General features: G+C 36.3%; 15 protein-coding genes. 8 read left to right on the forward strand and 7 right to left on the reverse strand.

Features of this window, described 5'->3' with window-relative positions; all coding sequences use genetic code 11:
• The 4 genes from HMPREF1505_RS04000 to HMPREF1505_RS04015 form a co-directional block, all read left to right on the forward strand.
• Positions 1–532: RHS repeat-associated core domain-containing protein (locus HMPREF1505_RS04000; RefSeq protein ID WP_036922901.1), on the forward strand; the 532-nt coding region annotated here is incomplete at its 5' end.
• Positions 533–668: 136 nt separating this feature from the next.
• Positions 669–908 carry a hypothetical protein gene (locus HMPREF1505_RS04005; protein WP_155948909.1) on the forward strand — a complete coding sequence of 80 codons (240 nt, stop codon included), beginning with the start codon at positions 669–671 and terminating at the stop codon, positions 906–908.
• Between the two features lie 30 nt (positions 909–938).
• Complete coding sequence (locus HMPREF1505_RS04010) at positions 939–1,340, forward strand: hypothetical protein (protein WP_036922907.1); 402 nt, start codon at positions 939–941, stop codon at positions 1,338–1,340.
• 401 nt (positions 1,341–1,741) lie between these two features.
• The gene (locus HMPREF1505_RS04015) at positions 1,742–2,209 is read left to right on the forward strand and encodes a hypothetical protein (RefSeq protein WP_036922910.1); all 468 of its coding nucleotides are present in this window, start codon (positions 1,742–1,744) and stop codon (positions 2,207–2,209) included.
• A gap of 411 nt (positions 2,210–2,620) precedes the next feature.
• On the opposite strand, the gene HMPREF1505_RS04020 is transcribed toward HMPREF1505_RS04015, so the two are convergent.
• Complete coding sequence (locus HMPREF1505_RS04020; RefSeq protein ID WP_036922913.1) at positions 2,621–4,162, reverse strand: sulfatase-like hydrolase/transferase; 1,542 nt, start codon at positions 4,160–4,162, stop codon at positions 2,621–2,623.
• A 490-nt stretch (positions 4,163–4,652) separates the two neighbouring features.
• On the opposite strand from HMPREF1505_RS04020, the gene HMPREF1505_RS04030 reads away from it, so the two are divergent.
• Entirely contained in the window at positions 4,653–5,381 is a 729-nt protein-coding gene (locus HMPREF1505_RS04030; protein ID WP_036922920.1) for an HAD family hydrolase, read from the forward strand.
• A 175-nt stretch (positions 5,382–5,556) separates the two neighbouring features.
• On the opposite strand, the gene HMPREF1505_RS04035 is transcribed toward HMPREF1505_RS04030, so the two are convergent.
• The 3 genes from HMPREF1505_RS04035 to rplU all read right to left on the reverse strand — a co-directional run bounded on the left by HMPREF1505_RS04035 (position 5,557) and on the right by rplU (position 7,229).
• Positions 5,557–5,961, reverse strand: a complete 405-nt coding sequence (locus tag HMPREF1505_RS04035) for an OsmC family protein (RefSeq protein WP_036922923.1) — start codon at positions 5,959–5,961, stop codon at positions 5,557–5,559.
• A 643-nt stretch (positions 5,962–6,604) separates the two neighbouring features.
• Positions 6,605–6,895, reverse strand: a complete 291-nt coding sequence (gene rpmA, locus HMPREF1505_RS04040; RefSeq protein ID WP_004361192.1) for a 50S ribosomal protein L27 — start codon at positions 6,893–6,895, stop codon at positions 6,605–6,607.
• 16 nt (positions 6,896–6,911) lie between these two features.
• Complete coding sequence (gene rplU / locus HMPREF1505_RS04045) at positions 6,912–7,229, reverse strand: 50S ribosomal protein L21 (protein WP_013263975.1); 318 nt, start codon at positions 7,227–7,229, stop codon at positions 6,912–6,914.
• An 828-nt stretch (positions 7,230–8,057) separates the two neighbouring features.
• Here rplU and HMPREF1505_RS04055 point away from each other — a divergent pair.
• Together HMPREF1505_RS04055 and HMPREF1505_RS04060 are read left to right on the forward strand one after the other, a co-directional pair.
• Positions 8,058–8,624, forward strand: coding sequence for an NUDIX hydrolase (locus HMPREF1505_RS04055; protein WP_036922931.1), 567 nt, complete (start codon positions 8,058–8,060; stop codon positions 8,622–8,624).
• Between the two features lie 31 nt (positions 8,625–8,655).
• Positions 8,656–8,904, forward strand: coding sequence for a hypothetical protein (locus HMPREF1505_RS04060; RefSeq protein WP_036865950.1), 249 nt, complete (start codon positions 8,656–8,658; stop codon positions 8,902–8,904).
• Here HMPREF1505_RS04060 and HMPREF1505_RS04065 read toward each other — a convergent pair.
• From HMPREF1505_RS04065 to HMPREF1505_RS04075, 3 genes are all read right to left on the reverse strand, one after another.
• Positions 8,884–10,209, reverse strand: a complete 1,326-nt coding sequence (locus HMPREF1505_RS04065) for an MATE family efflux transporter (RefSeq protein ID WP_051412309.1) — start codon at positions 10,207–10,209, stop codon at positions 8,884–8,886. The two genes, HMPREF1505_RS04060 and HMPREF1505_RS04065, sit on opposite strands and share 21 nt — an antisense overlap.
• Positions 10,210–10,303: 94 nt before the next feature.
• Positions 10,304–10,981 (reverse strand): DUF4230 domain-containing protein, encoded by a 678-nt coding sequence (locus tag HMPREF1505_RS04070; protein WP_036922937.1) that lies wholly within the window; start codon positions 10,979–10,981, stop codon positions 10,304–10,306.
• 2 nt (positions 10,982–10,983) lie between these two features.
• Entirely contained in the window at positions 10,984–11,652 is a 669-nt protein-coding gene (locus HMPREF1505_RS04075; RefSeq protein WP_036922940.1) for a DUF4230 domain-containing protein, read from the reverse strand.
• Between the two features lie 789 nt (positions 11,653–12,441).
• Between HMPREF1505_RS04075 and HMPREF1505_RS04080 the strand changes: the two genes are divergently transcribed.
• Positions 12,442–13,650 (forward strand): L-serine ammonia-lyase, encoded by a 1,209-nt coding sequence (locus HMPREF1505_RS04080; protein WP_036922943.1) that lies wholly within the window; start codon positions 12,442–12,444, stop codon positions 13,648–13,650.
• Positions 13,651–13,787: the final 137 nt, after the last annotated feature.

The raw sequence follows: 13,787 nt of genomic DNA on the forward strand, positions 1-13,787 counted from the left end.
GTATGACGCTTTAGGCAGACGCATTGAGAAGGTCTTTGACGGACGAGTATATCGCTACCTNTGGGATGGTGATGTCATCCTGCACGAGTGGGACTATGCCGAGGCTGACCGTCCGAACACGATTGTTACCGAGACTGGTGAGGTCACACTTGACAGACCNGAACCANTTGAGAANCTCATCACGTGGGTTTACGATAGTGACAGCTACGTCCCTACAGCCAAGATTGTCGGCGACAGGCATTACAGCATCATCAGCGACTACATCGGTCGTCCTGTCCAAGCATACGATGATAATGGTAATATTGTCTGGCAGGCAGACTATGATATTTACGGTAATCTCCGCAACCTCCACGACAGCAGGAACTTTATCCCCTTCCGCCAGTTAGGTCAGTATGAGGATGATGAGACAGGACTCTATTACAACCGCTTCCGCTATTATGACCCAAGGATAGGTAACTATATCAGCCAAGACCCGATAAGATTAGCAGGAAATAACCCGACACTGTATGGGTATGTGGGGGGATTTAAATAAGTGGGCTGATGTTTTTGGTTTAAAAGGGGGTGGTTCTTATTCTTCTGTACGAAGTAGTAATATTGGAGGGGAGGTGCATCACACACCTACAAACTCAATCAATGGTCTTTCTCATGGCGAAGGACCAAGTATTTAGATGGAAACAACCGATCATAGGATGGCATATAGTCATGGTTGGCAAGGAAAAGAAGGAGCTTTGTATCGACAAACACAATTAGATTTTATAAATCAAGGAAAGTTTGCAGATGCGATTCAAATGGATATTGATGATATTCAGTCAAGTTTTGGAAGTAAATACGATTCTTCCATTAATGAGATGTTAGACTATTCATATGAAAAAGGTTTAATATCAGAGGCAGAGAGAGAGATAAAATGAAAATATGTACAAAATAATACCCATCATAAAATGAAGTATTTAATTAAATCTTACAAAGGAATAAATGATTTTATTTTTGGCTCTTCAATAGAGAATATTCAAAAAAATTATAATGTCCCATTTAAGACGGTTCAAAAAAAAGAGATAACGAAATTATACTCGGAGGATTTATCTTTTACTTTTGAGAATAATCAATTGATGGAAATTTCTGTTATAGAAAACAATGGTGTTGAATTGTGCTTTGATGGATATAGTCTATTTCAAGATAATAATATTATTCAGGAATTGCAAAAGACTTATCTAAGTATTATAAAATATGGATTCTATATTTTTGATAGCATTGGAATTTCATTTAGTGGCTTTGAAGAAAAAGAAGGGCAAAGAACAATAACGGTCTATTCTCCACATTATTGGGATGCTGTGATAAAGTGATTATCAAGGTAATATTTCAAGTTAGAAAATAGCTAATGAATTAAAATGTAAAGCCGATATTGGAGCATATAAAAATTATATGGGGCGAGAATGGAGTAATGGGACATTTGCACCTATTTGATTATAGCATTTTTTATTATAGACAAGAGTCTCATTAATCTTGTAATTTCTTATTGACAATTACTTCCATTTATCGATATTTAATTATCTTTGTACTCATTGAGATGCTTAATATAGTGATTTAACGATTTATGAAAATTCCAAGTCATATAATGAGTTCTAAGAACAAAATAAGTAATAAAGAAATAAATTAAAGAACGATGGCTTATAATGAAGTTACTGGATATAATTTTAGAATAAGTTTTAAAAACGTTTAATAGACTTTGAAGAAGAGAGGAGTTATGAACTGGTATCAAATAAAGAAATATTTATATTATACTCATGATGATTTTATTAGAGATATAATTGCTCTACATCTTAAAGAAGGGACATTGACAGATATTTATAACTATATCTGTAAAACGTCTTTGTTTTCTATAGAAGATAGATTTCATGGGTTTGCAGAGGGTATAGAGGACAATATTTGTAATGAAATAATAACCCTTTTCTTAGATAAACGACCTATTATTAGGTGGTACTTAAATAGTACAGAACAGTTAGAAATGGATATTGATGTAAGATTTGTAGATAGTCTGGATATTCACAATAAGATATGTGATTTCTTTACAGGTTTATCTTGCCTAATAGATGATAATATATTTTTATTAGATGATATTATTAAGGAAAAACCTTTGGTATTAATGATTTTCAACCCCCAAATATCACCTCAAATAATAGAAGATACTTTAAGTTTACAACAAGCTACTTAAACAGAACATTACGTTCCTTCAAAAAGCAAGTTTGTTATAAAGTTGAATATAAGGAGAGTCTTCCTTGACATCAAACTAATATCCTTTAAGAATTCTATTTTACTCCGCACATATCGTGTTGCTGCTCCGCACGTATTGTGCTGTTGGTAAGCACTCATCGTGTTGCTGGCATTACAGCTTACAATTCATTACCAGAGTGAGCTCGGTTTATTGATAAAAATAACTATTGCTGTCACTTCTATCACTCTATATTCTCATCTAACTCGTTAGTTTACAGAAGGATTACAAGAAGTGTTAAAAGTGACAGCAAATCAAAACAAAACTATTCTTGTAATATGTGGAATAGTTTTGCTGTTAGCTATATCGAAAGAATTGGATGTCTTAATTTCTATCAAACATTAATTAATAGTACTATCTATTTCTCTCTTCTTTCAATATTAATTGCATACGAGAAACCTCATCAGGGTGCTCATCAGCAACATTTTTGGATTCGAAAGGACTGACAGTCATATCATAAAGTTGGGGAAAAGGAAGATTTCCTGTTTCAATCTTTGGTCCCCATTGAATCATTTTTGGTCCGTTACTTGGTTCAATGTACCGATATTGAGCGGTAAGCACTGAAAGGATATGTGTGTTAGATTGTCCAATTACATAGTTGCGCCCCTTCAGGTCTTTACCAAGAAGGGTAGGGAGGTAGTCACGACTGTCAGGTGCACTACCTTTTGGAAATCTTGCTTGAACGAGTGAACCCAAAGAAGATAAAAGGTCAATCTGACTCACAAGTGCTTTAGACACCATTCCTCCCTTAATCTTACGAGGCCAAGATATAACTAATGGAACAGCTGTTCCACCTTCAAAAGCACTATATTTATTGCCACGGAAAGGACCAGCAGGACTATGACCATTGAGGAGTTCTTCTGCACCATCCTGATATCCATCATCTACGACAGGTCCGTTATCACTTGTAAGAATAACGAGTGTATTGTCATCTATCTTCAGTTCATGTAGTTTCTTCATTAACTGTCCGACAGTCCAGTCAAACTGGACGATAGCATCACCTCTCACTCCCATTGGATTCTTTCCCCGGAAACGCTTGTGAGGGAAGCGAGGAACATGAACATCATTTGTTGCGAAATACATAAAGAAAGGTTCTTTCTTATGGCTTAAAATAAATTTCACTGCGTGTGCAAGTATTGAGTCGGCAAGGTTTTCATCCTTCCAAAGAGCCTTTCCACCACCTTTCATATAGCCAATTCTACCGATCCCATTAACAATAGACATGTCATGTCCATGACTCGAACGCATATTATAAAGGAGTTCTGGATTCTTACGTCCTGTAGGTTCACCCTCAAAGTTTCGTACATAAGAGACTTCTATTGGGTGAGCCGGGTCATAGTTTGCAACCGAACCATTCTCTATAAAGACACATGGTACACGATCTGCAGTAGCAGCCATGATATAATGATAATCAAAACCAAGATCGCCTAACGACTCTGGCAAAGGTGCGTTCCAGTCTTGCTCACCTCCTTTGTCGCCCAGTCCAAGATGCCACTTTCCTATAGCACAGGTAGCATATCCACGACTCTTAAACATATCAGCCATCGTAAACTGACTCGGTTTTATAATCATACCAGCATTACCAGCAGCTACATCTGTACCTTCTCGACGCCAAGCATATTCACCAGTAAGAAGCGAATAGCGAGAGGGAGTACTTGTTGCAGCGACTGCATGTCCATTCGTAAAACGTATACCTGACTGTGCGAGCTTATTAATATTAGGTGTTTGAACATTCTTGGCACCATAACACTCTAAATCACCATAGCCAAGATCATCAGCCAATATTATAATTACATTTGGCTTATCTGTAGTTGTTCCACGTGTTTGAGCTAAAGCTTTCTGACCTATTCCGATTGCAGAAGATACTAAGGCTATTGTCAAGAGTTTTTGTTCCATTTTGTTTTTAGTTTCCAATTAGGTAAATATTTGGACTTTATAGATGTTATTTATGAGAAAATAGTATTCAAAATATACATCTTCTTTCCAGATTTAAGCGCCCACAAAGAAAGCAAAAATAATTGAATTAATCAAATTTTTTAACGCATTAATTACCTCAACAACATAGTTGAAATAGGGCTTGTTAATGTTAAAAGAGTGCGCAAATAAAATACGTTTATTAACGTATAGGTGTAGTTTGTCGATAAATATAATATATTTGAACATAATTAATAAAAGTAAAATTAACAATTTTGTTGATAAAAATATTGATAAAAAACTTGTAATGACGAAAAAAAGGATTATCTTTGCTGCAAAAAGAAAGGAAAGGAGGATTTATTATTTTTGAAAGGAATTTTATTATTTACCGTCTACGACCAGCCTTTATTGGACAAGGTTCAATAAAGAAGAGAATGTTCACGATAACAATAATATCTAATTTTTTAGGCTTATGACGGAGATTTCACTTATAGCATTTGATGCTGATGATACACTGTGGGGTAGTCAGACCTACTTTAATACAGTGGAAAAAGTGTACTGTGAGATTCTTGCCCCGTATGCTTCTGCAGATGAGGTGTCCCATACTCTCCGCGCCACTGAAAAGGCTAACATACCACTCCTTGGTTATGGAAGTAAGGCTTTCATGCTATCACTAATAGAGAATGCGGTCAAAATCAGTCACGGAAAGGTAAAGGGCTATGATATCGGACAGATTGTCGAGGTAAGCAAAGAATTGTTGCGATTACCAGGTCATCCTTTCGATGGTGTTAAAACAACATTGGCAAAACTGCATGACACTGGTAGATATCGAATGATTGTATTTACAAAAGGAGAACTGCTTGATCAGGAAAATAAGTTTCAACGCTCGGGACTACGTCCCTATTTTGATGATATTGTTATTGTATCAGATAAAACACCAGATGCTTATAAACGACTTTGCAAACAGTTTGGTGTAAAAGCAGAGCAATTATTAGCGGTCGGAGATTCATATTCAGAAGATGTAGCTCCAGTATTAAAAATAGGAGGATGGGCGATTCATATTCCAAATTATATGGATAATGGGGACAGATCATATCTTAATAAGATTCATCCACATTTGATAAGATTATCAAGATTCGCAGAACTAACTAATTTCTTGAGTCCTAACTCCAGGTTAATTGATGAGAGGAAGCTTTCATAACGTAGACTTCTGGCTAAAAAGAAGTCCTTTTGGAAGTTACTAATTAGTAGCATATAGAAGGAATAAAGTCCTGTCATAATCGGTTATTAGATTATGGCAGGACTTTTCTTTATATATAGATGATAAGCAGTTTGATAGTTAATTACCTTATATTGTCGACATATTAATAGTGCTTTTAATCGTACACAAAGGTGAAAACCTTTTCTGCAGTTAACGTATTACCCACAAAACATGCTTTGTTAGCTATATACTCAAACTTCTTACGCTGTTTTTCATCAAATGAAGCCTTAAGATGAAAAGTTATCGGAATACGAGTAACTGTAAACTTTTCCATATCTTCTTCGCACTCACCAACTTCAGCATAACAGCCAGAGAAGTCTACACCTCCACGCTCAGCTTGCAACCCCATAAGAGTTAGAACACAAGCAGATAATGCGTTACCTAATAGTTGAACAGGGTTTTGATTTTCTCCAAGGCCACCAACTGCTTTTCCAGCATCTGTTGTTACGAGAACTCCCGATCTTACGTGTTTTGCCTCAACGCGTCCCTTTCCTTGATAAATTGCATTAGTTACTACCATAATAGATATTCTTTAATTGTGAATCAAAATAATTCTTTATAACTGAATTGATATGGCAAATATAATATATTATGTTGAGAATAGCAACTAAAAGGACCATTATTTATTGTCGGATTTAAAAGCATATGGAAACCATAAACACTCAATGCAACACAGAAGGGTTACAAATCGTGAAGTATTCTGATGGTAGTGTAAAGAAAATGGTTGTTAAATAATAACGCGACTTTTTTATTAAGGAGTAAGAATAAGGGCTCAAATCATTCATTATTATTTAAGTAGGCTTTGTTTTAGCGTGTGAGTAGATGTACTCATTAACTTGATTCAGGAACAAACTAATATATAAAGAGTCATTTTAACCCAAATCGGTCATTAGACCACAATATGTATAATTCTTCTTACTATGGTGTTGGTTCCTAACATCTTTTTATTTTCTTATCGGCATCTTGTGTGTCTTTGTAGCTTGACGTAGCCCACTATACCTGCATTACAAAGCCAAACAATCAGCTCGATAAAAAGAACAAAATATGTTTAGCCTCTAATGATCGATTTGGGTTAAAGTACTCCTATAAAAGCATGAATCCCGGCTCCAAAAGGAGACCGGGATTATGTTGTTTGTTTGGAATAGTTGTTTGTTTGTTTCGCTTTAAGCTTCTGGCTTTACAGTCTTAGCAGCGTAAACTTCCTCTGAAAGGACAGAAACAGTACTCTTATTGTACTTGCCCTTGTGGAAGTAAACAACACCGTCTGCAAGTGCATACAATGTGTCGTCCTTACCCTGTGCAACGTTCTCGCCTGGGAAGTGCTTATTACCGCGCTGGCGAACGATAATGTTACCTGCGATAATCTTCTGGCCACCCCAGATCTTAACACCTAAACGCTTTGAAGCTGATTCGCGACCGTTCTTAGAACTACCTACACCTTTTTTATGTGCCATTCTTAAGTCCTCCTTGTTAAGCGTTAATTGATTTAATTTCTACCTGAGTAAAGTGTGAACGATGACCGTTCTTCTTTCTGTAGTCCTTACGACGTTTCATCTTGAAGACAACTACCTTGTCGCCTTTTACGAGAGGAGCTACTACCTCAGCTACTACCTTTGCGCCCTCAACAGTTGGTGCGCCTACTGTGACTGTTCCGTTGTTATCAACCAACAGAACCTTGTCAAACTCAACAGCCTTGCCTTCTTCCGCATCTTTGATGTGGTTTACGAAGAGCTTCTTGCCCTCCTCAGCCTTGAACTGCTGACCGTTAATTTCTACAATTGCGTACATTTTTTTATTGTAAACGGGTTTGTACCGCTGGGCGGCTGAGCATCTATCCAGCACTTATTCTGAGCCCAAAACGGCATAATCGGTTGCAAAGTTACTAAAAATTAATGTTATGTAACATAATAATAGATGATAATTCTTACCTAATTAACAATAATTAGAGCATTTATTGCACATAAAGTTACTTTGAAGTAGAATCAGTCAATAAAATTAGATCTATTATGTATGAAAATTAAACTTGATGATTTCTTGTCAATATACCCAAGTATACGCACATAAAAGAAGCTACTTTCAAGTTTAATTGAAAGTTTTGTAGAATATGATAATGCCAAAAGCTTATAACATTACTACGTATACCAAGCGCTGTTCAAGGAAACTTCATAGATGTCACAAGCCTCAGTAATTGTCATTTATATCTCAAATCAAAGGAGCTATCGTCTAAATTATCAAGTTGACGCTCATCCTCTTGATAAACATTATCAAGGTTAAACTCTTGTTCGTTGTGCATCTTTGGTTTACGTTTCATAGTAATATTCCTCCATAGAGTAGCTCTGCCGTAAAGCATACCCTTGATTATAATTGATTTAGGATACGGCAAGTCCTTGTTATCTTGTTTACAAATATATAAAATTTAATTGATAGTTTCGTCAACAAAAATGATTTTCTTTGTTTTTTTCCATTTGAAAAGGTTTAAGGTAAGGTAAAAAGGAAAAAACTCTTCCATAATTAACTAAAAGCTAAACGTAATAAAAGTAAATGACAAGCATTATATTTGCACATTAAATTGGAATATAATAACTTTGTATCTACTGAATCACAATTTATGATGTTATGGATAAGAAAAAGCAACGTAACGATGAAGATATGAAATGGAGTATACTTGCATCCGAGCAACTTATTAATCGACCTTGGATGAAGGCTCGTCGTGATACCGTTCAATTACCAAATGGAAAGATCTATGATGAGTATTATGTACTTTCATATCCAAAGTGGATTAATGTAATTGCTGAGACAGAAGATGGGAAACTTATCTTAGAACGTCAATATAGACACGGACTTGGCGTCGTGTCAACAGAGATTTGTGCAGGAGTGGTAGAAGAAGGAGAGACTCCGCTACATGCAGCACAACGAGAATTAGAAGAAGAAACAGGGTACACTGGTGGTAAATGGGAAGAGATTATGACCATAGCTCCTAACCCAGGAGTTATGGATAACTTATGTCATTGCTTCTATGCTCGTGGCGTGAAGAAGACGAGCAATCAGCATCTTGATGAGACAGAAGACATAGATGTTTTTCTTTGTCCTAAAGAGGAAGTAAAACAAATGTTATTACGTGGTGAGTTTATTCAAGCATTAATGGTAGCTCCATTATGGAAATACTTTAGCATCAAAGATTGATTTAGTTTCAAACATTCTAATAGATAAGAACATGATTACAAAAGATAGCATTGAGGCAGCCTATTGCTTTTTCCATCAGAAGTATCAAGTTTACGCATTCTCAAACAGCGAACGACAGAAAGATGACATCGAATATGCCATCAGTTCATATGTAGATGGGATGAGTCCAGAACTATACAAACTGTTAGCTAATGGTCGAGAGGAGTTTCTTTTGACACATAATAGATTTGCTGAAGATATGCAAGAGGCTATTAAAAAACTATCCAATTTGTCTCTTTAGTCTTCTAATCAACCAAATATAGGCTGGAATAAGGAATATATCTGCCATTATCCATGCTACTGGGTCAGCATAACAAACACCTATCCATGCCAAAGCAGGTACTAACCAAATACTCACACCACAGCGTGCTATCATTTCCATAACTCCACTCATCATACTCAAGTTACTATATCCAAGACCTTGAATACTGTATCGAAGTATGACGAGGACTCCCAATGAAGGATAGAACCAGTTTGAAATACGCATCAATTGTGCTGCATTTGCAATTACTTCCTGCTCTTTTCCATTAACAAAAATCATCATCATTTCGTCTGCAAAAGGATAGATAATCATAACTGTAAGAACGAAATAAGCCATCATTATCCACATTGCATCATTCACACCAGTTTTTATTCGCTGAAGTCTCTTTGCACCAAGGTTTTGTCCACAATATGTTGCCATGGCTACACCTATATTTTCAAGTACACAGGTGAATAGGTATTTAATACGAATAGCTGCAGTAAATGAAGCGACATAAACTGTTCCTAAAGCGTTATTTGCACTTTGCAGCATAATAATACCAATAGAGGTAATTGAGAATTGTAGCCCCATAGGTATACCATTGTTCAACAAAATACTTATTCTTTTGTTATCAAACTGACGTTCATCACCGATAGGTACGAGGATTGTCATGTGTCGTTTGATAAACCACCAACATAATGATGACGCAAAAACCTGGCTGAGAAAAGTTGCTATACCAGCTCCTTCAACTCCCATTCCAAGTAACAGAATAAAAACAATATCAAGAAAAATGTTTAAGAAAGAGGATGCAAGAAGAAAGTAAAAAGGCTGCTTGGAATTACCTAATGCTCGTATCTGACCAGATAAGAGATTATAGGCAATAGTAAAAGGGATAGTGCAAAACTGCAGAAAAAGAAAGACATAAGCGTCATGAGAAATATCTTCTGGCGTGTTAACCATTTGTAGAATCTTATCACATAGAAAACAGGAAAGTAACGTAATGACGATGGCTAATACTAAAGCAATACGCATAGCATTGCTAACATAACAACGCATCTTATGGTAGTCCTTTGCTCCAAACGCTTGAGCTACAGGTATAGCAAAACCAGCGCATGAACCATTACAAAAGCCCATGATAAGAAACATGATACTACTTGACGCACCTACAGCAGCCAAAGCCTCTACACCTATCCATCTTCCAACTATTGCGGCATCAATAATTAGATACATTTGCTGCAATATATAACCAAGAATGAGAGGTATTGCAAATTTAAAGATAGCACGTGAAGGAGCGCCTTCTGTCATGCTTTCTATATGTTGTGTTGTTTCTTCTGATGCCACTATCCTCTTATTACCCCTCTCAATTATAAAGCAGAAAAATTCCTAATAACTGTGTTTGTTATTGTTTCTTTGTGACAAACTCAACCTTAATATTTTTATAGCCCATAGAACGGAGGAACTGAGTAAACTGCTGCTTAGCATTTTTCTCAGCTATCCTAATATTCTCAGCTGTCATACAACGAGCTAACATCTTTTTATAGGCGCGATTATAGAGTTGTTCACGATCAGCCGAAGTCCAGTCTCCTTTCTCAAAAAATGAGCGTGATTTAGCCTCGTCGATAAAGTTAGTGTCAAGTAATCCTATAGGTGGCAACTTTGCAACGATAACACTGTCATTCTCAACACGAAGCCAATGAGGTTCTGTCTGATGCAAGTCAACACCTAAACGAACCGTACCATAATAAATACGCACAAGTTCTGAGTCAGAGAAGAAGCCACGACTCACCGTATCTATGAGTTCTTCATCATTGATTGCAAGAAATTCCCATTGACCTATATCTTGTATTTGTTGTATCTGTGTTGGCGTTATATCAATACGCTGATCAGCAGATATACTTATTTTATTGGATGAATTAAACCAATAAAATAGACCGACACAAATACTAATGATGATTAAAAAGGTCAGCAGACAGCCTTTATTAAATGATAAGAAACGACTAAGAAGTCCTTTCTTATTCGGCTTAATATCATTCTTCTTTTGCTCTGTCATTATATTTTCAGGTGTTCTTGTTTCCATTTTTAATCCTTTTTATTTACTTCAATCACCTGTCCTAAATCCTTCAGAGTAAACTTTTTGCGGAATGAGACAGTTATATCAGATTCTTTATAACCCATAGCAGTAAAGATCGGAACAAGCTGTCGTGCAGCACTTTCTTGTGCCTGTTCGATGATACCCATCTGTGGTATAGAAGCTATAACCTGTTTTCTTCCTTGTGCCTCATAACTTGTAAGTTCAGCATCCGTAAAGTTATGACGTGTCAGTGCCACATATTCCTTCACCTCCTTATGATTAATCTTTGTTGAAGTAAGAACAATCTTTGGATCGGGTAGGGTAATGAGAAGTTCCTTTCCGTGGCGTTGAATATTCTTATCACTAAAACCAGATAAGTCTATGTAGGCTTTTAATGTAGCGTCCATTGGAATTGCAATTCGACGATCACCTAATGGTAAAGTCACACTGAAGTCTTGCTTCATGAACGAGCCAGACAATTTCATCTTATCATCATGAGTGATAATCTTATGAATACGGTATTCTGTCGTGTAAAGTCGTGAACATTGCTGTACCTGTGTTACCAACATTGGAATCGTATCAATAACCTTTGCAACTGGCTCTTCTGTACTTTTTTTATCAGTACAAGCCACTGTCAGCAATGAAAAAATCGACAGTATGAGGGCAAAATGTTTCATTCTAAATCTTTATAATTATCTGCGCAAAGATACAAAAAACACATGATAAAACACTTTCTTGACTAAAAAAAGAAACAAAAAGGTAGAGTAGGGGGATAAAATATCGAACTTAATAGAATTATTTAGGCTTATCCGTTTAAACCAAACCACTAAGATTGAAATATGAAATGCAATAAATATATTGCCAAAACTGTCAAACGACCTGCTTAATTTTCATGTCTCTGACATAGAAAACATTTTTATATTAATTACTATGAATGTTAATAACAATATGAAAAATCATGACATAATTTCGAATAATATATCAATAAATAAAGGTAAAAAAACGTATGAAGAGAGGATTTGTAACCAACAGGAAATCAAGTTGTTATAAACTTGTACAAAATAAGGTGCTTATTTGGACTTCAAAAGGGCGTTAATAAGACCTCAAAAGGGCACCTATTGCAAGCCAATTAGGCGTCTTTAAGAAGCCTAAAGAGCATGTTTTAGATTCGAGTTGTGTGAAAATTATTTACAGATAGAGGTTAATAGGAGGATAATTTGCAGAAGACAATAGACGTGGTAATGGATAGACAGGGTAATTCTATTTCATTAAATAAATATTTGATAACGCCCTATCCTCATAATAATCGATTAAAAGGAAAATTAGAAATATAAACTATAGGAATAGGTTTTAGATAATAAAAAATCATATTCGACAATTTATAAGATGCATTTCTGCATAATTGACGTTTTTTTTCGTACATTTGCAGCAGAATAGTAAATAAGAAGTATTTGGGACAACCATATATGGAATCATTAAGAGAGATATTTAGAATCGGTAAGGGTCCATCAAGTAGTCATACGATGGGACCACAACGTGCAGCAATAATCTTTGCAGAACGTCATCCGGAAGCAGCAAGATTTGAAGTTACATTGTATGGAAGCTTGGCTGCCACAGGTAAGGGGCACATGACAGATAAGGCCATTATTGACGTACTAAAACAAATAGCACCAGTAGAAATAGTATGGGAACCTTCGGTTTTCCTTCCTTATCATCCTAATGGCATGTTGTTTCGTGCTTATAATAACAGTCAAGATCTCTTAGACGAATGGACCGTATACAGTGTTGGAGGTGGTGCTTTGTCAGAAGGAAAGGCCACAGACGACTACTTTCATAAGGAGTCTGTCTATGATTTGCATACACTTAAAGATATCCAAACATGGTGTGAACATCATGGACGTGGTTATTGGGAGTATGTAAAACATTGTGAGGGGGATGATTTATGGGACTATCTGCGTGAAGTTTGGAAAACAATGCAGGCTGCTGTTGAGCGTGGTCTTGACAGTGAGGGAGCCTTACCAGGTCCATTGAACCTTGCTCGTAAAGCACCTAATTATTATATAAAGGCACGTGGATATAAGCCTTCTTTGCAGAGTCGAGGAATGGTTTATTCATATGCTTTGGCAGTTAGTGAGGAGAATGCCTCTGGTGGTACGATTGTGACCGCACCTACTTGTGGTGCCTGTGGCGTAGTCCCTGCAGTTCTGTATCACCTATCAAAGGGACATGATTTTTCAGAAACTAAGATATTGCATGCACTTGCAACAGCAGGTCTTTTTGGTAATATAGTAAAATATAATGCTTCAATTTCAGGTGCAGAAGTAGGTTGTCAGGGTGAAGTTGGAGTAGCTTGTGCAATGGCATCAGCAGCTTCTTGTCAGTTGTTTGGTGGTAGTCCATCTCAGATCGAGTATGCTGCAGAAATGGGTTTGGAGCACCATTTAGGTATGACATGTGATCCCGTGTGTGGTTTAGTACAGATTCCTTGTATTGAACGTAATGCTTTTGCAGCTTGTCGTGCATTAGATGCTCAGCTTTATGCATCCTTCAGTGATGGTAGCCATCGCGTTTCATTTGACCGTGTTGTAGAGGTTATGAAGCAGACTGGACATGATATTCCGTCTCTTTATAAGGAAACAAGTGCTGGAGGTTTGGCAAAGGATTATCAGATGTAAAGCTTATTTATCAGTAGTACATCTGTCTGATACCTATTAAAGAAGATATATAGATGTTCTTAATGCTCAGTAAACGTTTTACCAGATATTGGTAAAAGCGATTACTGAGTATTGTTTCTTGTAATAAGAAAGTTAAT

Origin of the sequence: Prevotella sp. ICM33 (assembly GCF_000517825.1) — a bacterium.
GTDB classification, from domain to species: Bacteria; Bacteroidota; Bacteroidia; order Bacteroidales; family Bacteroidaceae; genus Prevotella; species Prevotella melaninogenica.